Source organism: Devosia sp. BK (assembly GCF_032907385.1).
GTDB lineage: Bacteria > Pseudomonadota > Alphaproteobacteria > Rhizobiales > Devosiaceae > Devosia.
In genome coordinates, this window is record NZ_JAIMBX010000001.1 from 362,717 (window position 1) to 381,117 (window position 18,401).

The 18,401-nt window shown below is 61.3% G+C and carries 15 protein-coding genes; 5 read left to right on the top strand and 10 right to left on the bottom strand.

Annotated elements, in window-relative coordinates; genetic code table 11:
• Window positions 1-2: 2 nt before the first annotated feature.
• The 6 genes from DevBK_RS01680 to DevBK_RS01705 all read right to left on the bottom strand — a co-directional run bounded on the left by DevBK_RS01680 (window position 3) and on the right by DevBK_RS01705 (window position 10,309).
• Window positions 3-2,414 (bottom strand): circularly permuted type 2 ATP-grasp protein, encoded by a 2,412-nt coding sequence (locus tag DevBK_RS01680; RefSeq protein ID WP_317184256.1) that lies wholly within the window; start codon window positions 2,412-2,414, stop codon window positions 3-5.
• Window positions 2,415-2,418: 4 nt separating this feature from the next.
• Window positions 2,419-5,742, bottom strand: a complete 3,324-nt coding sequence (locus DevBK_RS01685) for a transglutaminase family protein (protein ID WP_317184257.1) — start codon at window positions 5,740-5,742, stop codon at window positions 2,419-2,421.
• Between the two features lie 127 nt (window positions 5,743-5,869).
• Window positions 5,870-6,529, bottom strand: coding sequence for a hypothetical protein (locus DevBK_RS01690; protein WP_317184258.1), 660 nt, complete (start codon window positions 6,527-6,529; stop codon window positions 5,870-5,872).
• A 62-nt stretch (window positions 6,530-6,591) separates the two neighbouring features.
• Window positions 6,592-6,858 carry a hypothetical protein gene (locus DevBK_RS01695; RefSeq protein WP_317184259.1) on the bottom strand — a complete coding sequence of 89 codons (267 nt, stop codon included), beginning with the start codon at window positions 6,856-6,858 and terminating at the stop codon, window positions 6,592-6,594.
• Window positions 6,859-7,059: 201 nt separating this feature from the next.
• Complete coding sequence (locus tag DevBK_RS01700) at window positions 7,060-9,453, bottom strand: methyl-accepting chemotaxis protein (protein ID WP_317184260.1); 2,394 nt, start codon at window positions 9,451-9,453, stop codon at window positions 7,060-7,062.
• 85 nt (window positions 9,454-9,538) lie between these two features.
• A complete protein-coding gene (locus DevBK_RS01705; protein WP_061910338.1) occupies window positions 9,539-10,309 on the bottom strand; it encodes a FadR/GntR family transcriptional regulator in 771 nt (256 codons plus the stop codon).
• Window positions 10,310-10,765: 456 nt separating this feature from the next.
• On the opposite strand from DevBK_RS01705, the gene chvE reads away from it, so the two are divergent.
• The 3 genes from chvE (at window position 10,766) to mmsB (ending at window position 14,862) form a co-directional block, all read left to right on the top strand.
• Window positions 10,766-11,833 carry a multiple monosaccharide ABC transporter substrate-binding protein gene (chvE, locus tag DevBK_RS01710; RefSeq protein WP_061910805.1) on the top strand — a complete coding sequence of 356 codons (1,068 nt, stop codon included), beginning with the start codon at window positions 10,766-10,768 and terminating at the stop codon, window positions 11,831-11,833.
• Between the two features lie 222 nt (window positions 11,834-12,055).
• Window positions 12,056-13,588 (top strand): multiple monosaccharide ABC transporter ATP-binding protein, encoded by a 1,533-nt coding sequence (gene mmsA, locus DevBK_RS01715; protein WP_061910339.1) that lies wholly within the window; start codon window positions 12,056-12,058, stop codon window positions 13,586-13,588.
• On the top strand, window positions 13,585-14,862 hold the full coding sequence (gene mmsB, locus DevBK_RS01720; RefSeq protein ID WP_410494023.1) for a multiple monosaccharide ABC transporter permease: 1,278 nt from the start codon (window positions 13,585-13,587) through the stop codon (window positions 14,860-14,862). Before mmsA ends, mmsB begins: the two co-directional genes overlap by 4 nt.
• 56 nt (window positions 14,863-14,918) lie before the next feature.
• On the opposite strand, the gene DevBK_RS01725 is transcribed toward mmsB, so the two are convergent.
• A complete protein-coding gene (locus DevBK_RS01725) occupies window positions 14,919-15,317 on the bottom strand; it encodes a RidA family protein (protein ID WP_317184261.1) in 399 nt (132 codons plus the stop codon).
• 132 nt (window positions 15,318-15,449) lie between these two features.
• Between DevBK_RS01725 and DevBK_RS01730 the strand changes: the two genes are divergently transcribed.
• Entirely contained in the window at window positions 15,450-16,043 is a 594-nt protein-coding gene (locus DevBK_RS01730) for a TetR/AcrR family transcriptional regulator (RefSeq protein ID WP_317184262.1), read from the top strand.
• Between the two features lie 73 nt (window positions 16,044-16,116).
• Here the strand turns inward: DevBK_RS01730 and DevBK_RS01735 are convergent, their stop codons facing one another.
• Window positions 16,117-16,539 (bottom strand): VOC family protein, encoded by a 423-nt coding sequence (locus tag DevBK_RS01735; RefSeq protein ID WP_317184263.1) that lies wholly within the window; start codon window positions 16,537-16,539, stop codon window positions 16,117-16,119.
• 69 nt (window positions 16,540-16,608) lie between these two features.
• Here DevBK_RS01735 and DevBK_RS01740 point away from each other — a divergent pair, with 69 nt between their 5' ends.
• Window positions 16,609-17,316 carry a YafY family protein gene (locus tag DevBK_RS01740; protein ID WP_317184264.1) on the top strand — a complete coding sequence of 236 codons (708 nt, stop codon included), beginning with the start codon at window positions 16,609-16,611 and terminating at the stop codon, window positions 17,314-17,316.
• Window positions 17,317-17,328: 12 nt separating this feature from the next.
• Here DevBK_RS01740 and DevBK_RS01745 read toward each other — a convergent pair whose 3' ends face one another.
• Together DevBK_RS01745 and DevBK_RS01750 are read right to left on the bottom strand one after the other, a co-directional pair.
• Entirely contained in the window at window positions 17,329-17,706 is a 378-nt protein-coding gene (locus DevBK_RS01745) for a hypothetical protein (protein ID WP_317184265.1), read from the bottom strand.
• Between the two features lie 41 nt (window positions 17,707-17,747).
• Window positions 17,748-18,377 (bottom strand): LD-carboxypeptidase, encoded by a 630-nt coding sequence (locus tag DevBK_RS01750; protein WP_317184266.1) that lies wholly within the window; start codon window positions 18,375-18,377, stop codon window positions 17,748-17,750.
• Window positions 18,378-18,401 lie beyond the last annotated feature (24 nt).

The window sequence follows — 18,401 nt, forward strand, 5'->3', positions numbered from 1 at the left end:
GGTCAGGTGAAGTAATGCGCGGCGATGAGGCCGGCCAGCATGCCGATCTCATTGGCGATGTTTTCGAGAACCTCAGGCGTAATGGCTTCAGGTTCGGCAATGATCAGGCGGGTCTGTAGCTCAAGCGCGGCCTTGGCAACTGTCGAGAGTTGCCCATCCCGAATGCCACCCGGCAATTCTTCTAATTGGGTCCGAAGCTCGGTCAGCTGGAACAGGACCGAGCGTGGATTGAGCGGGTCGAGGACCAGAAGGTCGATCGCGCTTTGCGTTCCGGCCGTCACCGAATAGCGCCGGCGATGCGACATGACGCTATCGCCGATCTCGAGCAGCATTTCGAGCGAACCATCAGGCGCATTATCGCCCGAGAGGGCGCTGGCAATGCGCGCAGTCTGAATGGCGCGCTCCAGGCGGCGCCCGATTTCGAGGAAGCGCCAGCCGGCGAAGCGATACATGTTTTCATGCACAAGGCCGGAAAAGCCGGCAAGCTTGCGCAGGATCACGGTCATGGCAGGCGTTGCGTCATCGCCGCCTTGAATGCGGGTCGCAAAGCGTTGGGCAGTCTTTTGCAGATCGTTGAGGGCCAGCCAGCCATCGGGCGAAAAACGGTCGCGGATCTGGCCGGCGCTGTGCACCGCACTGTTGATCGACACCAGCAAGCCCTGTGGCATTGCCTCAGACGCATCGACATCGATGCTGTGGAGGAAAGCGGCGCAATGGGTCAGGATCGGCAGATCGGGCTTTGACAACTCGGCGAGGCGTGCATTGTAGGCGCGCAGAATGCGGACTGTCGCTTCGCAGCGTTCGGCATAGCGGCCAAGCCAGATCAGATTATCCGCAGCTCGGCTCGGGAGGCTGCCGGCGGAATTGCGGACCAGGCGGTCTCCTTCCTGCGGCAATAGCGAAATCTGTTCGACCGGCGACGATGACACGACCCAGACGTCGGCTGCCTGACCACCGCGCTGCATGGCAAGGGCAGTGGTATCGGGGGTAGATCCGACGCGCGCGAAGCCGCCGGGCATCAGCGTCCACCCGCGCTCGGTGCGGGACGCGAAGACGCGAAGTGTAATCGGCCGCGGTTCGAGCTTGCCATCGACATAGACGGGCGCAGTCGAAAGCTGCACGGGCTCCTGACCGACATAGTGGCGGCCATTCTCCGCGATGCGCTGGCGAAGCAGTGTCTTTTGCTCAGCCGTCATGCTGGCGCCGAGCGCGGTGCCGCGCAAATCGTCAAAGGGCAAGGTCGTGGCGAAAGCCGGCCCAAGCATGAGATTGTCGAAATTATCGAGGACGAAGTCGCGCTCGGAAGGCTGGCCGCACCACCAGGTGGCAATTTCGGGAAGCTGGAGGCCTGTGCCCAACAGATGCTCGCAGAGCCGCGGCATGAAGGCAGAGAGAGCGCGGGTTTCGAGGATGCCGGTGCCGAGGCCGTTGATCATGGAAATGGAGCCGGAGCGGAGGGCTTCAACCATGCCCGGAGTGCCGATGCGACTGTCGTAGCGCAGTTCCAGAGGATCGACGAAGCTCGAATCCATACGCCGCCAAAGGACGCTGACGGGCTTGAGGCCCGCAACCGTTCGCACCATGACTTGGCCGTTCTCGACGACGAGATCCTCGCCTTCGAGCAGCATGAGGCCGAGATAGCGCGCGATATAGGCGTGTTCGAAATAGGTTTCGTTGAGCTGTCCGGGCGTCAGGATGCCGACGCGGCCGCCATCGCGCTTGGCTTGCGCAAAGAGATGATCGCGAAAATCGCGGAAGAACCCGGCCAAGCGCTGGATGTTCATCTCGCCATAGATATCGGACAGCGCGCGAGTGGTTGCGACACGGTTTTCGAGCGCGAAGCCAGCGCCAGACGGCGCTTGCATACGATCGCCCAAGACCCACCAGGCGCCATCCGGCCCACGGCCAAGTTCGAAGGCGCAGAAATGGAGGAAATGTCCGCTGGTTGGCTTGACCCCGACGAGGGGACGCAGGAATTCGCCGTTTTGAGCAACCAGTTCAGGCGGTAGCAGGCCTTCCTGCACAAGGCGATTATCGCCGTAGATGTCGGCGACGATCTTCTCCAAGAGTTCGGCGCGCTGGGTCAGGCCGGTCGAGATGGTCTGCCATTCAGCTTCGTGAATGAGCAGAGGAATATGCGCCAAGGGCCAGGCGCGCTCCTTGCCTTCGGCGCCATCATACTTGCGGTAAAATACACCAGCGTCGCGCAGATATTGGTCAGCGCGCTCGAAGCGGGCTGAAAGCTCCGCGGGCCCGAGTGCATCGAAGGCCGCCATGAGCTTGTCCCAGCCGGGACGCAGCGCGCCTGATGCATCAAGCATTTCATCAGGCACGCCCGGCAAGAGGGCGTAGTCCCTGATGATGCTGGGACCGGCGGGCGGCGTCGTGCGGGTGTTCTGACTCCGCTTTCTCATGGCGTTACGTGACCCGTGGAGGGCGCCGCAAGTCGAGCGTCAGCGGGAATTCATCCGTTGGCCGTTCCGGGCGATACAAATAATTGCCCGGCGTATAATTGTGCGGCACGAAGCGCGCAAGCCGCCGCGCTTCGGCTTCGTTGCCATTGACGGGGAAAGTCTCGTAGTTGCGGCCGCCCGGATGGGCGACGTGGTAGACGCAGCCGCCGATCGCGCGCTTGGTCCAGGTGTCGTAGATATCGAAGACCAGCGGCGCGTGGACCGGCATTGTCGGGTGCATGCCGGAGGCCGGTTGCCAGGCTTTGAAGCGGACGCCGGCGACGGACATGCCGGCTTCGCCGGTGGCGGCGAGTGGGGTAGGGCGCTCGTTGCAGGTGACGAGATAGCGGCCGGGATTTGGGGCTGTGAGCTTGACCTGGAGGCGTTCGACCGAGCTATCGACATAGCGGACGGTGCCGCCGATGGCGCCTTGTTCCCCCATGACGTGCCAGGGCTCAAGGGCTTGGCGGAGTTCGAGTTTTACCCCGTTCGATTCGACTTCGCCGCAGAAGGGGAAGCGGAATTCGAGCTGGGCTTCGAACCATTTTGGGTCGAACTTGAAGCCCGCGCGATCAAGGTCGGCGAGGATGCCGAGGAAGTCCTGCCAGACGAAGTGGGGGAGCATGAAGCGATCGTGGAGCGTCGTACCCCAGCGCGTGAACTCGCCTTCCAGCGGGTTCTTCCAATAGTGGGCGATGAGGGCGCGGATGAGCAATTGCTGGGCAAGGCTCATGCGGGCGTTTGGCGGCATTTCGAAGCCGCGAAATTCGACGAGACCGAGGCGGCCGGTGGGGCCGTCAGGCGAAAAAAGCTTGTCGATACAAATCTCTGAGCGATGCGTGTTGCCTGTGACGTCGGTCAAGAGATTGCGGAAGAGGCGGTCGACGAGCCAGGGCGGGGTGGTGCCGAGATCGGGCGAGGGCACGTCGGCCATGGCGATCTCGAGCTCGTAGAGGCTGTCGTGGCGGGCTTCGTCAAAGCGGGGCGCTTGGCTCGTGGGGCCGATGAAGAGGCCGGAGAACAGGTAGCTCATCGAGGGATGGCGCTGCCAGTGAAGGATCAAAGACTTCAGCAAATCCGGGCGTCTCAGGAACGGGCTGTCCGCCGGCGTCGCGCCGCCGACGACGACGTGGTTACCGCCGCCGGTGCCCGTATGTTTGCCGTCGATCATGAATTTATCGGCGCCGAGTCGGCAGTTTCGGGCTTCGTCGTAGATGGCGGTGGTGGTTGCGACGCAATCGTCCCAGTCGGAGGCCGGGTGGATGTTGACTTCGATGACGCCGGGGTCGGGGGCGACGCGGATAACGTTTAGGCGCGGGTCGAATGGAGGGGGGTAACCCTCGATGTGGACTGGCTTTTTGATGGCCTTGGCGGCCGCTTCGGTGGCGGTGATAAGATCGAGATAGTCGTCGGCATCGGCCACGGGCGGCAGGAAGACGCAGAGGCGGCCGTCGCGCACTTCGACCGTTAGCGCGGTGCGCACATCGGAGATGATTTCGTTAGCATTCCGTTGCCGTTGAGCCGTGCTTAAGGGTGTTTCGGTGAAAGACGCGGTGGGCTGGGCGTGGAGGCGCTCCAAAATGGCTTCGGGCTCGGCCAGTGGCGGGCGAACTTCGCCGGGATCGGCGGGCACGACATGGGGATAAGATGTGGGGGGAATATGGTCGAGACTGCCGAGGGGGAGGCGGTACCCCGCGGCGCTGTCGCCGGGCACGAGATAGAGCTTGCCGCGGCGGGTCTTCCATTGTTCGGTGACCCAGCGGCGACCGGTAGCTGCAGCATTCCAACGCTGGACCGGGAAGACATAGCCGGTTGGGTTGGTGAGACCACGATCAAAGACCGTGGCCATGCGGGCGCGCTCTTCGGCATCGGCGAGTTTGGAATTTGCGGGGTCGACGTTTTCGGGGAGCTTGGCTTCCTTGAGGAGCCATTCGCCGGGGTCTTCATAAGCGGGTGAGACCGTGTCGGTGGTCAGACCGAGATTTTGAGCTATGGCCTTGCTCAGAGCCTCGGCGTCGGCCGGGGTGACGCCATAGTCCTTGCCTTCCTCGGCGATGAGGCTTTCGTCGGACCAGATCGGCTTCCCGTCTAGGCGCCAGAAGAGGGAGAAGGTCCAGCGCGGGAGCGTTTCGCCCGGATACCACTTTCCCTGGCCGTGATGGATCATGCCATTGGGCGCGAAGCGGGTGCGGAGGCGGCGGATCAAGGTGTCGGCGAGGCGGCGTTTGGTGGGGCCGACGGCGCCGGCATTCCACTCGTCGGCCTCGAAATCGTCGATGGAGACGAATGTGGGCTCGCCGCCCATGGTCAGTCGCACGTCTTCAGACTTCAGAAGAGAATCGACCTGATGCCCCAAGGCATTGAGTTCGTTCCAACTTTCGTCCGAGAAGGGCTTTGTGATGCGCGGATGCTCGGCGACGCGAGTCACCTTCATTTCGAAGGCGAAATCGACCTCGGCATAGGAGGCAAAGCCGGAAATCGGCGCCGCATTGCGATAATGCGGCGTCGCCGCGAGGGGGATATGGCTTTCGCCGGTGAGAAGGCCGGAGGTGGGGTCGAGGCCGATCCAGCCGGCGCCTGGGAGATAGACTTCGCACCAGGCATGGAGGTCGGTGAAATCATGGTCGGTGCCGGCGGGACCATCGAGCGAGACAAGGTCCGGCTTGAGCTGAATGAGGTAGCCGGAGACGAAGCGCGCGGCAAAGCCGAGGTGGCGGAGAATATTGACCAGCAGCCAGCTTGAATCTCGGCATGAGCCTCTGGCGTTGACGAGCGTTTCTTCAGGAGTCCAGACGCCAGGCTCGAGGCGCACGATGTAATCGACTGATTGCTGCAGGCTGGCATTGAGATCGGTGACGAAGTTCACCGTATTGCGCGGGCGCTTGTCGATCGCATCGATGAATTTCGAGACTGCCGGGGTCAGCGGCTCGGGCTGGCGATAAATTGCAAGATCGGCCCGGATGTCCTCTGGATAGTCGAACGGCCAAGTCTCGGCCGACTCTTCGACGAAGAAGTCGAAGGGGTTATAGATCGTCATATCGGCGACGAGATCGACCTCGATCTTGAGTTCGGTCACGGGTTCGGGGAAGACGAAACGCGTCAGGAAATTACCGTAGGGATCCTGCTGCGTGTTGACGAAATGCAGGTTGGGCGAGACCCGGAGCGAATAGCTCAGAACCTTCGTCTTGGAATGGGGAGCGGGCTGGAGCCGGATGATCTGGGGCTGCAGGAAGACGGGCCGGTCGTACTTATAATGTGTCAGATGATAGATTGCGGCTTTGATCGACATTCGGCTGAAACGCTCGCTCAATGGCCACAGATTTTAGACTTCCCGGACGAGAGCTTAGCGGTGATTTGGGGACTTGGATAGGCGGCGTGCACAAGCCGATGTCGACGGCGGGATCGAAGGCAAATAGTCAGCCCGGCAGTTGTAAGGTAGCGTGGTGGGGTGCTCGGGTTTGCGAGTTTGGTCCCCTCTGCGAGAGCGATCTTGGCGCAAAGCCCAAAGCGGTGATGCGCTTTTGTTGTTGCGGCGTCAGTGCTGGCCAGACCAGCTTGCGGGCGGCGCTGTCGAGATCGCCATATTCGCGCTGGTGAGCCTGACTGCGGAGCTGGATTTCGAAAATCCGCTTATCAATGCCGGGATCAACTTCGTCGAGAAGCGCAAAGAGCAGGGCTGCGTGGCGTGGGGAAAGCTGCAGATTACGATCGAAATAGAGGGAGATTTCGAGAGTGGCTGTGTCGCCACTGCCGGCCACAGCCTTGCGGATGATATCATGGCAGGTCTGTTGCTTGATACGCATGGTCAAGCCGTTGAGATGGACGTGCGCATCGTTGGCGGTGAGCGTCAATTGATCGAGCATGGCGCCAAAGCTGTAGCGTCCAGCGCAGCGCTGACACACCCAGCACAGGTCGGAATCGCGACGGATTTCATAGGTCATGCGTTGGTTCGCCTGGCTGCAAAAGTCGCAGCATGAGGCAAAGGTCACATCGTCGGACAGGTTCCAAGTGAACGACCATTGGTCAGGCCTGCCGACCGATGTGGGCAGCGTGTAGCGGTGCACCGATCCGGGCATTGTTCTTCTCGCAATGTGTGGGAGGGTAGAGGCGAAGCGGCGACCGGGGCCGCCTCTTTGCTTCAATCCACGCGCTTGGAGTGGATCAGGTCGCCAACATTTTCGAATTCTTCGGGATAGGCGTCGACGATGTCCTTGGGGTTGCCCGAGGCGTAGCCATTGTCGCGATCGCGCAGGTGCTGAATCATCTCGCCGGCATTGGTGAAAGTCGTTCCGTCGACCAATTCGTACTGCTTGCTACCGCCCCGATTGTTGTTTTCTGGATCCGCATAGGCGCCTGAGGTGGCGAGGAGTGCGATGGCAATGGCCACGGTTGCTGACTTCATCATGAGAACGTCCTTGGGTTCTGTTTTCGAACGGGCGAATCGTACCATGGGCCGCCTGACATCGACCTGACACCGGTGGTCAGGTCGATGGGCGAGCCTTCGCAATGGTCTAGTAGGTCGCTCCAGGGGACGCAAAAACACCAAGGGCGCCAACGGATTTTCCGGGCGCCCTTGTGTTTTTATCAGCAGGATGGGGAGGGAGGCTTAGAACTCGCTCCAGTCTTCGGCGACGGCGGTGTTGCCGCGGGTCATGTAGGTCTTGGCGGCCTGCTGGACCTTGCGTTGGATCGTCTTGATGCCTTGGGCCGGCGCCGGGCTTGTGGACGCGCGGGCGGCGGGGTGGTGGTCTTCGAGGATGAAGATATCGACGATCCGATCGAGCTCGGAGGCTTGGCCTTCGGTCTGCTCGATTGCAGCATTGGTTTCTTCGACGAGCGCGGCGTTGTGCTGGGTCATCTCGTCCATCTGCCGGACGGCGACATTGACTTCCTCGATCGAGGAGGCCTGCTCGCGACTGTCGCGGGCGATGCCCTCCATGACGAGGCTGTTTTCGCGGATGCCAGTCAGGATTGCCTCAAGCTTGGCGGCGGCGTCAGCCACGAGCTTGGAGCCGCCAGAGACTTCCTTGGCGCTCTGCTCAATCAGGGCCTTGACGTCCGACGAGGCGCTGGCGGCGGACTGAGCGAGGCGGCGGACCTCGACGGCGACCACGGCAAAGCCCTTGCCGGCGTCACCGGCGCGTGCCGCTTCGACGGAGGCGTTGAGCGCGAGTAGATTGGTCTGGAAGGCGATGTCATCGATGAGGCCGATGATATTGGAAATCTTGGACGAAGATGTCGTGATCTTTGCCATGGCGTCGGTCGCCTGGCGCATGACCGCTCCGCCTTCTTCGGCGGTGTGGGATACTGCTTGCGACCTGGTATTGGCGTCTTCGGCCTTCTTGGCATTGGTCAGCACGGTGGCTGCCAACTGTTCCATGGTGGCCGAGGTCTCTTCGATGGTCGCGGCTTGCTTGGTGGTGCGTTCGGAGAGGTCATTTGCACCGGCAAGGATTTCACCGGTCGCCGAGCGGACGCCGCGCGAGGTGCGGCGCAACTGGCCGACGATATCTGTCAGTTTCTCGGCGACGGCATTGGTGTCATTCTTGAGCTTGGCGAAGGCGCCCTGATAGTTGCCCTGAACGCGCTGGGTCAGATTGGTTTCGGCAAGCGAGGCCAAAACCGTGCCGGTTTCATCGAGCCCACGATCGACCGTTTCGACGAGCGAATTGACTGAATTGGCCAAGGCGTTCAGTTCGGTATCGGGGAATTGCGCATCGACGCGCTTGGAAAAATCGCCGGCAATGGCTGAATCGACGACATGGCCGAAGGCGTTCTGCAACTCGCTCATCATCTTGCGACGGGCCTGCTCGTCGGCAACGATGCGAACGGCTTCGGCCTGGCTCATATCCCGCACCTTCATGGCGTTCTCGCGGAACACTTCCACTGTGCGCGCCATGACGCCCATTTCGTCATTGCGCTCGGTATCGCGCACCGCCACGTCGAGATTGCCCTTCGATAGTTGATCCATGGTGCTCGAGAGACGTGCAATCGGGCGACGGACGATGGCCAGCGAGGTGATGAGGATGACGCCGAGGCTGACGAGCAGGATCAGCGCGCCGGCGATAATGGCGACCTGGATCTGCTGCCAGACCGGGTTCTGGAAAACGGAGGCAGGAATATCGAGCACGGCGGCCCAGGTCTTGTTCATCCCCGGCGCTGTGAAGGGATAGACGAGGCGGACCGAGCCATCGGGCATATCGCGGATGACCTGCATGGTGCCCTTGGTGAGGGCCTCGGTCACCAGACCAGCGCCTTGATCGGCATAGGCGGTGATGAGCTTGGTCGAATCAGGGTGGGCAAGCCAATTGCCATTGCTCGCGACCAGCATCACCTGGCCGACGCCGAAGGGGTGAAGTTCGGATAGGACGGAGGTGAGGTCGCTTAGCTTGATGTCGACGCCGGTGATCCCAACCATCTCATTGTTCACCATCACGGGAACGGAGACCGAAGTCAGCAGCTCGTTCTCGTTGGACAGATAGGGCGAGGTAATGACCGGCTGCTTGGACTGGAGCGGGGCGGTATAATATTCGGAATCGGGTTTGACGGACCAGGTCGAGAATTCCATCGCGCCAGTCGCATTCTTGGTCCAATAGGCCGTGAATAGGCCATCAGCATTGGTGCCTTCGGTGCCGGTCAGAACCCGCGGCGAGGTGGCGCCGGGCAGCTCCATCATCCACGACCCGAAGACGAAATCATATTGCGGGGCGACTTGACGGAGGAGGGCGATCACGTCGGTGCGCAGCTTGGCGCCGTCGGTTTCATATCCCGAGATGCTAGCGGAGAGGGCGGCGCCGGCGGAGGTCGCGACCGACAGTTTCACCGCCACCTGATTGGCGACATTGGCCGCGGTTTCGGCGGCGAGGGTCATCACCTGATCTTCGGTGCGCGTCTTGGCGGACCAAACATTGAAGGCGGTGTAGACGGACAGAATCGCCGCTATCGAGACGCCCGAGACAAGTAAAAGCTTACCCGAGATGGTTTTAGATAGATGGAACACGAGAGCGACACATGTTTGCAGGCTGAATTGCCACGGACACTGTGCGCAATCATGATCAAAACTCGGTTAATGTAGGTTAGGCTCATCAGCGACGGGCGGCGGACTGCCCCATTTTCGAGACGACTTTGCGGATGTCGCGCTCGGTATCGCGGAGATGGAGGCGCATCGCTTCTGCAGCGGCGCGGCCATTGCCTTCGCGAATGCAATCGAGAATGCGCTGATGGGCGGCGATGGTGTCGTGGGGCGTGTGCCCGCGATCGACGTGGCCGCGCTGGCTGATGAAGAATCCCTCGCGGAGGGGCGTGGCCATGGCCTCGAACAAATATCCCAAAACACGGTTACCGCTCGCTAAGGCTACCGCTTCGTGAAAACCGAAGTCGGATGCGTGGAAGCGGATTTCGGCGGCCTCATCTGCGAACTCGTTGGAATCACCGAGGGCGTCGCGCATGCCCTGGAGGGCGCTTTCAATGGCGACGATGCCAGCGCGATTGGCACGTTTTGCGGCGAGCGTCGCCGATTGGACCTCCAATGACAGACGTACCTCAACGAGATCGAAAAGCCCCTTTGGATCGGTGCGGACGATGCTCGTCAGGAAGTCGGAAAAGGCGGAGCCATCGGGCTCGCGGACGACGGCTTTTCGACCGCGCGAAAGCTCCAAAAGTCCGCGGCCAGCAAGGAGTTTTACGGCCTCGCGAATCGTCAGCCGGCTGACCGAATAGCGCTCGGCCAATTCGGCTTCGCTGGGGAGGCTTTGGCCCGGCGTCAGCTCGCCCAGAATCTCCTGCGCAAGGTGATCGGCCACAGCGCTTGCCGCGCTCGTGTGATCGGCGCGCGCCTCATCACTCAACACACCCATGAAGCCTCCCAAGGTATCTGATACCTTTGACTCCCGCGTGCCGTTTTTCGGCTGGTTTTTGGCGGGGAGTCGCCTCGTTGTCATCCAGGGTATCGATGCAGGTTGCAACCAGCAACACCCTGAAAGCGGGGGTTCTAAGCCTAAATTTATATCTTCGACAATCGAAAAAATAACTATGCGGGAAGCAGCCCCGCTTTACATGCATATCTGATTATCCTAATTTCCCGCCCGTGGCCTTGGAAGGGCCGAGGCGGCTAACGAGCCGTCCGAGCAGGAGGACATCATGCAGTTTTCGTTCCTGACCCCGGCAGTGCGCCGGCAGGACAGGGACAGTCCGTCCGGATGCGGTTTGAGCCGCGCCGGGAGCGGAGCCGGAAACGAATTGGCCCGATCGCCAAGCCACGCCGAACACATCAATCACCTCGAAAAATCTAAGGGAGTCGAGACGTGAAGGTTCTGAAATCAATTGCGACGCTGTTTGCCGCTGGTGCCCTGATGGCAACCGCTGCAACCGCCGCCCATGCCCAGGATAAGGGCCAGATCGGCATTGCAATGCCGACGCAGTCGTCGCTCCGCTGGATTTCGGACGGCAACGAGCTCAAGACCGCGCTTGAAGGCAAGGGCTACACCGTCGACCTGCAGTTTGCTGAAGACGACATCCCGAACCAGCTCGCTCAGATCGAAAATATGGTCACGAAGGGCGTCAAGGCTCTCGTGGTCGCTTCGATCGACGGCACCACGCTCTCGTCCGTGCTGCAGCAGGCCGCTGATGCCGGCATCAAGGTCATCGCTTATGACCGTCTGATCCGCGAATCGGGCAATGTCGACTACTACACCACCTTCGACAACTTCCAGGTTGGCGTTCTCCAGGCCAACAGCCTCGTGAAGGGCCTCAAGGAACGTTTCGCCGACACCAAACCATGGAACGTCGAACTGTTTGGCGGTTCGCCTGACGACAACAACGCCTTCTTCTTCTATGATGGCGCCATGTCCGTTCTGCAGCCGATGATCGACTCGGGCGACATCGTTGTTAAGTCCGGCCAGATGGGCATGGACCAGGTCGGTACGCTGCGTTGGGACGGTGCTGTTGCCCAGGCTCGCATGGACAACATCCTCTCGGCCAACTACTCGGACGGCAGCCGCGTTGACGGCGTTCTCGCTCCCTATGATGGCCTCTCGCGCGGCATCATCTCGTCGCTCCGCGGCGTTGGTTATGGCTCGGGCGACCTCGCATGGCCGATCATCACCGGCCAGGACGCTGAAGCTCCGTCGGTGAAGGCAATCATTGCTGGCGAACAGTATTCGACCATCTACAAGGACACCCGCGAACTGGCCAAGACCACTGCCGACCTCGTCGACACCGTGGTTTCGGGCGGCACGCCGGAAGGTCTCGACACCACCACCTATGACAATGGCGTCAAGGTTGTGCCGTCGATCCTGCTGACCCCGTATGAAGTCGATGCGACCAACTACAAGGAACTGGTCGTCGACTCGGGCTACATCAAGGAAGAAGATCTGCAGTAATCACTGCGGTTTTTGAAACCAGGGGCTCCGCGGCAACGCGGGGCCCTTTCGAGATTGCACCGGATGGCCTCAGGGTGAGCTTTTCCAAGCACGGTGGCAGGCACGAAAGCCGGACACGGCCTCGTGTTTCGACAAGCTCAGAATGCGGTTTAACCAGAGTGGCAGTCTCAATTCCGGTCCGTCGTGACGGCGGGGCGGCTTCTATCGAAAACAGGGACCAGTATGTCCAACACCATTCTTGAGATGCGCAGCATCACCAAGACCTTTCCAGGCGTTAAGGCGCTTTCGGACGTCAATCTCGACGTGCGGGAAGGCGAAATACACGCGATCTGCGGCGAAAACGGGGCCGGTAAATCGACCCTGATGAAGGTCTTGAGCGGCGTTTATCCGCACGGCACCTATGAAGGGCAGATATTCTACAAGGGCGAGGAACAGCAGTTCCGCTCCATTCGCGACAGCGAACACAAGGGCATCGTCATCATCCACCAGGAACTGGCGCTGGTGCCGCTGCTCTCGATTGCCGAGAACATCTTTCTTGGCAACGAGCAGGCAAGCAATGGCGTGATCGACTGGGACGAAACCCGTGACGGGGCGCGCAAGCTCCTCTCGATGGTTGGTCTTTCGGAAGACCCCGATACGCTCGTGACCAATATCGGCGTCGGCAAGCAGCAGCTTGTCGAAATCGCCAAGGCGCTTTCCAAGCAAGTGCAGCTGCTGATCCTCGACGAGCCGACCGCGTCGCTCTCGGAAAAGGACAGCCAAGCGCTGCTGGACCTCTTGATGGAATTCCGCAAGCAGGGGATCACCTCGATCATCATCAGCCACAAGCTGAACGAGATCTCGCGCATTGCCGACCGCGTGACCGTCATCCGCGACGGCCGCACCATCGAGACGATGGAAAACGAAGAGATTACCGAAGACCGCATCATCACCTCGATGGTGGGCCGGTCGCTCGACGATCGCTATCCGAACCGCGAGCCCAAGATCGGCGAGACGATCCTGGAGGTAAAGAACTGGTCGGTTTATCACCCCCAGCACCGCGACCGTCAGGTCATCAAGAATGTCGACATTACCCTGCGCAAGGGTGAGGTCGTCGGCATTGCCGGGCTGATGGGCTCGGGCCGTACCGAATTTGCCATGAGCCTTTTCGGCAAATCCTGGGGCCAGAAGATCACCGGCGAAGTCTTCATGCATGGCAAGAAGATCGATACCGGCACGGTTGGTCGCGCGATCCGCCACGGCATTGCCTATGCCACGGAAGACCGCAAGACTTTTGGGCTCAACCTCATCGATCACATCAAGAACAACACGACCATCGCCAATCTGCCGGGCGTGTCGCGTTGGGGCGTGATCGACGATCTGGCCGAGCTCGATGTTGCCAACGACTATCGCAAGAAGACCAATATCCGCTCTTCGAGCGTCTACCAAACCGTGGGAAATCTTTCGGGCGGCAACCAGCAGAAGGTCGTGCTCTCGAAGTGGCTCTATGCCAACCCGGACGTACTGATCCTCGACGAACCGACGCGCGGCATCGACGTGGGCGCCAAATATGAAATCTACACCATCATCAATCAGCTGGCGGCGCAGGGCAAAGCCATCCTGGTGATCTCTTCGGAAATGCCCGAACTCCTCGGCATTACCGACCGACTTTACGTAATGAACGAAGGCCGCATCGTTGGCGAAATGCCGACCAGCGAAGCAAGCCAGGAAAAGATCATGCGCTCCATCGTGCGCGCTGAAGGAAAAGCATCATGACCGTTCAAACTGCACCGACCGGCGTTCCGGCCGATCAGACCCAGACCCAGGAGCTGAGCTTCTTCGGGGCCGTTCGCGCCAATATGCGCGACTATGGCCTGCTGCTGGCGCTCATCCTCATCATGGTGTTCTTCCAGTATTTCACCGCCGGCGTGCTTTTCAAGCCGGTGAACCTCACCAACATCATCCTGCAGAACAGCTACATCATCGTGATGGCGCTCGGCATGCTGCTGGTGATCGTTGCCGGCCATATCGACCTTTCGGTCGGCTCGGTTTCCGGCTTTGTCGGTGCTCTCGCGGCCATGCTCATGGTCGGCTGGCGCTTTCCGCCGGAATTGGCATTCCTCGCCAATCCGATCGTTGCCGGCATCATTTGTCTCATCGTCGGCGCGGCGATCGGGGCGGCGCAGGGCTATCTCATCGCTTACCACCGGATCCCCAGCTTCATCGTGACGCTGGCCGGCATGCTCATCTTCAAGGGCCTGTCGCTCGCGATCCTCGCCGGCAAGTCGGTTGGTCCATTCCCGGCTGAATTCCAGCTGCTTTCGGCTGGCTTCATTCCCGACGTGATCGGGCCGACGACGCTGGTTGCTGCCAGCGAAGGCGTGCAGCCGCTGATCCTCCACACGACGACCATGGTGATCGCCATTGTTGCTGTGGTTGCGACCGTGTTCTTCGCCATCCGCACCCGCGCCCGCCGCAAAGCTCGTGGCTATGATGTCGAGCCATTCAGCCTGTTCGTGGTCAAGAACCTCGTCATCGCGGCGCTGGTCCTGTTCTTTGCCTATATGCTGGCGTCCTATCGCGGCCTGCCCAACGTGCTCGTCGTCATGGGCATCCTGATCGCGTTCTTCGTATTCCTCACAAAGCGCATGACCTTTGGTCGCCGCATCTATGCTCTCGGCGGTAACCTCAAGGCCGCTGCGCTTTCGGGCATCAAGACCGAACGCACGACCTTCTACATCTTTGCCATCATGGGTGCGCTCGCCGCGCTCGCCGGCATGATCTATGCGGCCCGCCTCAACTCGGCGACGCCAAAGGCCGGCCAGGGTCTCGAACTCGACGTGATCGCGGCCGTGTTCATCGGCGGTGCTTCGGCACTAGGCGGTGTCGGTGCTGTCGCTGGCGCCGTGATCGGTGCCTTCATCATGGGTGTGATGAACAACGGCATGTCCATCATGGGCGTCAACATCGACTGGCAGCAGATGATCAAGGGCGTGGTGCTGCTCGCAGCCGTGTTCTTCGACCTCTACAACAAGAACCGCTCCGCCTGATTTTCTGGGCTTTCAGGTTCGGGGCCGCCGGAGAGATCCGGCGGCCCTTTTTGTTTTCAGGCTGATTCAGGAAGGCGGGCGATCACCTTGATTTCAAAATCGAAACCGGCAAGCCAATTGACGCCGACCGCTGTCCAGTTGGGGTAGGGCTTGGTGTCGAAATGGCGGGATTTGGCGGACATTACCGTCTCGAACTGGCTTTCGGGATCGGTGTGGAAGGTGGTGACGTCAACAATGTCATCGAGGGTGGCGCCGGCGGCGGCGAGGACGGCCTTGAGATTTTGAAACGCGCGCTCGACCTGATCGGCAAAATCAGGTTCGGCGGAGCCATCGGGGCGGGTGCCGACCTGGCCGGAGACGAAGAGCAGATCGCCGGAGCGGATGGCGGCGGAATAGCCATGGGCTTCATAAAGGGCGTGGCGTTCGGCGGGGAAGATGGGATTGCGGATAGCCATGGGGGCTCCAATTACTGGTTTGGGCGCGGGCTTTCGGCAGCGCGCGGGATTTGATATACGAGGCGTATGTAATGAAATACGTGCCGTATGTCAAATTCAGATACGGTGCGTATGTGAATTGGGTTTGGGGATATGGCCAATAAGCGCATTGCGATGATGGAAGAAAACCGCGCCAAGCTGATCGCGGCGGGGCGGGCGGCTTTTGCCGAACACGGCTATGCCGCGGCATCGATGGATGATTTGACGGCGTCGGCGGGACTGACGCGCGGGGCGCTCTACCATAATTTTGGCGACAAGAAGGGCCTGCTGGCGGCAGTGGTCGAAGAGATCGACGGCGCCATGGCGGCCAAGGCGCAGGCAATCGGCGCGAAGAGGGACGATCCGTGGGACGGACTGCTCGCGGAGGGCGCGGCTTATATTGAAATGGCGCTCGATGCCGAAGTGCAGCGGATCGTCTTGCTCGATGGTCCTTCGGTGCTGGGAGACCCGTCGCAATGGCCGAGCCAGAATGCCTGCCTGCAGGCGACGCGGGCAACACTCGAGCGACTGATGGCTGAGGGTCGGGTAAAACCAGTCGACGTCGAGGCGGCGGCGCGGCTGATCAATGGGGCGGCGCTGAACGCGGCGCTTTGGGTGGCGGCGAGCGCTGATCCAGATGAGACGCTGCCGCGCGTGATCGGGGCGTTCAATGCGCTGGCGTCGGGATTGTTGACGCGGTCGGCGTAGCCGGCTGAGGCTGCGGAAAGAGTTGGGCTGCCCGTCAGTGAGACGAGCAGCCCGCTGTCTTTGCTAGGCCAGATCAGCGCGCGTCGGTGTTGGCGACGTCGAGGACCCAGGTGATGCCGAAGCGGTCGGTGAGCATGCCGTAAAGCGGAGCCCATCCTGCGGCGGCAAGGGGTTGGACGATCGTGGCGCCCGCGGCGAGGGCATTCCAGTAGCGGGTGATTTCATCGGCGTCGTTGCCGTGAACCGAGACGAAGATCGGCGTGATGCCGGGATCGAACGGGCGGGCAGCGGGCACGTCGAAGGCCATGATGTGAAAACCTTGGGGACTGCGGACCTGACCAAAAGCGACGTGATTAGCTTCTTCGGTGGGGAAGGTGGGATAGATCTGGCTGTGGGTGAGGACCATGACCTCGCCGCCGAAGACCGACTGGTAGAAGGCCAGAGCCTCGCGCGCCTGGCCGCGGAAATTGAGATGCGTGGTGGTGGTGATGCTCATAGCTTCGTCCTTGCTGAAGAGATGACGCTGTTGTAGCGCTACCCAACTGACATTTTCCGGCAGTTGAACATGTCGCGATCGGATCGACTTTTGAGGCTGCTGCAGGCCATGCGCGTGATGCCGGCGCCGATCACCGCGCAACGGCTGGCAGAAGAGACAGGCGTGTCGCTGCGCTCGCTTTATCGCGATATCGATAGCCTGCGGGCGGCGGGGGCGCGGATCGAGGGTGAGCGTGGCTACGGCTATCGGCTGATCGAGGATTTTGCGCTGCCGCCGCAGACGCTGACGCGGGCCGAAATCGAGGCGCTGGTGCTGGGCTTGAGCGAAGTGCGCGGCATGGGGGACAAGGCACTGGCGGATGCGGCGCGTTCGGCGCTGGCCAAGATCGCTGCGACCTTGCCCGATGAGGCGGAGCAGCAGGTGCTGCATGCCGTGTCGCTGGTCTATCGGCCGGAGCCGCGGGCGGTTGGTGTCGATCTCGAAATCTTGCGCGAGGCGGCTTGGCGGGAGCGGGCGGTTGAGATTGCCTATGTCGATCAGCATGGCGCCGAGAGCGAGCGCACGATCTGGCCGCTGGCGCTGGTCTATACAGAGCGGACGCTCTCGGTGCTGGCCTGGTGTTGCCTCAGGCAGGATTTTCGTATTTTTCGGGGCGACCGGATGCGGGCGGCGCGGGTGACCGGCGAGAGTTTTAGGCCGAGACGCGTGGCGTTGTTGCGGGATTATCTCCAGCAGTTGCGGGCCCGGGAGGGTTCGGGAGAGCGGGATACGACGTGAGGGGGCGGGACGTCAGGTGACGCCTGAAGTGGTGATGGAAAGGCTGGCATTCGCGCAGTCAATTTCGGCGATAGCGCCATAGGGCAGGGTGAGCATCGGCATGGTGTGACCGAAGTCTAGGCCGGAGAGGACCGGGAGATTTGGAAGGCCGGTTTCGGCGAGGATATCGGTGACGACGGTTTCGAGTTGCTTTTGGTATGTCGGATCGCCCAAGGGGTCGGGGCGGGCGAGGAGGATGCCGTTGAGGCGGTTGAGGATGCCTAGGGCTGCGTAGTTGCGGAGCCAATAGCGGATGAACTTGGCGGGCGGTGCGTCCTCTGAAGTTTCGTAAAAGAGCATGGCGCCGTCCCACGCTTCGAGGCTCGGCCACCAGGCGGTGCCTTTGACCATTTCGAGCACTTCGACGCAGCCGCCGATCAGGGGGCCGCGGGCTATGCCGGTGCCTTGGAGGACTTTGGGCGGGGTGGCCGGATTGAGGACGCGGGGCTGGGCTTGGGCGACGGGATCAGACCAATCGGTGCGCTCGCTGGTCCAGCCTGCAATGTTGACGGGGACGAGGCCGGGTGGATCGGGCGAGAAGAGGTCTTGCGCAGGCTATCGACCGTGTAGGCGTGCATGCCGCCGTTTTCGGCGAATCCGGCCATGATGCTGGGACCGTAAAAGCTCGCGAGCCCTGCCGCGAGGCAGGCGAGGTGGATGGTTGTCGTGTCGGAAAAGCCCAGAAAGACCTTGGGATTGCGGCGGATGATGTCGAGGTCGAGATGGGGCAGGAGGCGAATGGAGTCGTCTCCGCCTATGCTGGCGAAAATGCCGGCTATGCTGGGGTCGGCGAAGGCTTGGTGGAGATCGGCGGCGCGCCATTCTGGATGGGCGGCGAGGTCTTCGGCAGATGCAAGCGTGTGGGGCATATCGACGACCTGGAGGCCGAAGGTTTCCCCCAGCTGGCGTTTTCCTGCGGCATAACGCTGGGGCAGGGTGCCCGGGCCGCCCCAAGAGGGGGAGACGACCGCGATCCGGTCACCGGGCACGAGGCGGCGGGGCTTTTGGAGGGCGAGGGGCATCGGGCAACTCCAGGCTTTGGCCTT

What these genes read in the sequence shown, in the direction of transcription:
- DevBK_RS01680 (WP_317184256.1), bottom strand. Translation starts at nt 2,414, where the DNA reads ATGAGAAAGCGGAGTCAGAACACCCGCACGACGCCGCCCGCCGGTCCC.
- DevBK_RS01685 (WP_317184257.1), bottom strand. Translation starts at nt 5,742, where the DNA reads ATGTCGATCAAAGCCGCAATCTATCATCTGACACATTATAAGTACGAC.
- DevBK_RS01690 (WP_317184258.1), bottom strand. Translation starts at nt 6,529, where the DNA reads ATGCCCGGATCGGTGCACCGCTACACGCTGCCCACATCGGTCGGCAGG.
- DevBK_RS01695 (WP_317184259.1), bottom strand. Translation starts at nt 6,858, where the DNA reads ATGATGAAGTCAGCAACCGTGGCCATTGCCATCGCACTCCTCGCCACC.
- DevBK_RS01705 (WP_061910338.1), bottom strand. Translation starts at nt 10,309, where the DNA reads ATGGGTGTGTTGAGTGATGAGGCGCGCGCCGATCACACGAGCGCGGCA.
- mmsA (WP_061910339.1), top strand. Translation starts at nt 12,056, where the DNA reads ATGTCCAACACCATTCTTGAGATGCGCAGCATCACCAAGACCTTTCCA.
- mmsB (WP_410494023.1), top strand. Translation starts at nt 13,585, where the DNA reads ATGACCGTTCAAACTGCACCGACCGGCGTTCCGGCCGATCAGACCCAG.
- DevBK_RS01725 (WP_317184261.1), bottom strand. Translation starts at nt 15,317, where the DNA reads ATGGCTATCCGCAATCCCATCTTCCCCGCCGAACGCCACGCCCTTTAT.
- DevBK_RS01730 (WP_317184262.1), top strand. Translation starts at nt 15,450, where the DNA reads ATGGCCAATAAGCGCATTGCGATGATGGAAGAAAACCGCGCCAAGCTG.
- DevBK_RS01735 (WP_317184263.1), bottom strand. Translation starts at nt 16,539, where the DNA reads ATGAGCATCACCACCACCACGCATCTCAATTTCCGCGGCCAGGCGCGC.
- DevBK_RS01740 (WP_317184264.1), top strand. Translation starts at nt 16,609, where the DNA reads ATGTCGCGATCGGATCGACTTTTGAGGCTGCTGCAGGCCATGCGCGTG.
- DevBK_RS01745 (WP_317184265.1), bottom strand. Translation starts at nt 17,706, where the DNA reads ATGGTCAAAGGCACCGCCTGGTGGCCGAGCCTCGAAGCGTGGGACGGC.
- DevBK_RS01750 (WP_317184266.1), bottom strand. Translation starts at nt 18,377, where the DNA reads ATGCCCCTCGCCCTCCAAAAGCCCCGCCGCCTCGTGCCCGGTGACCGG.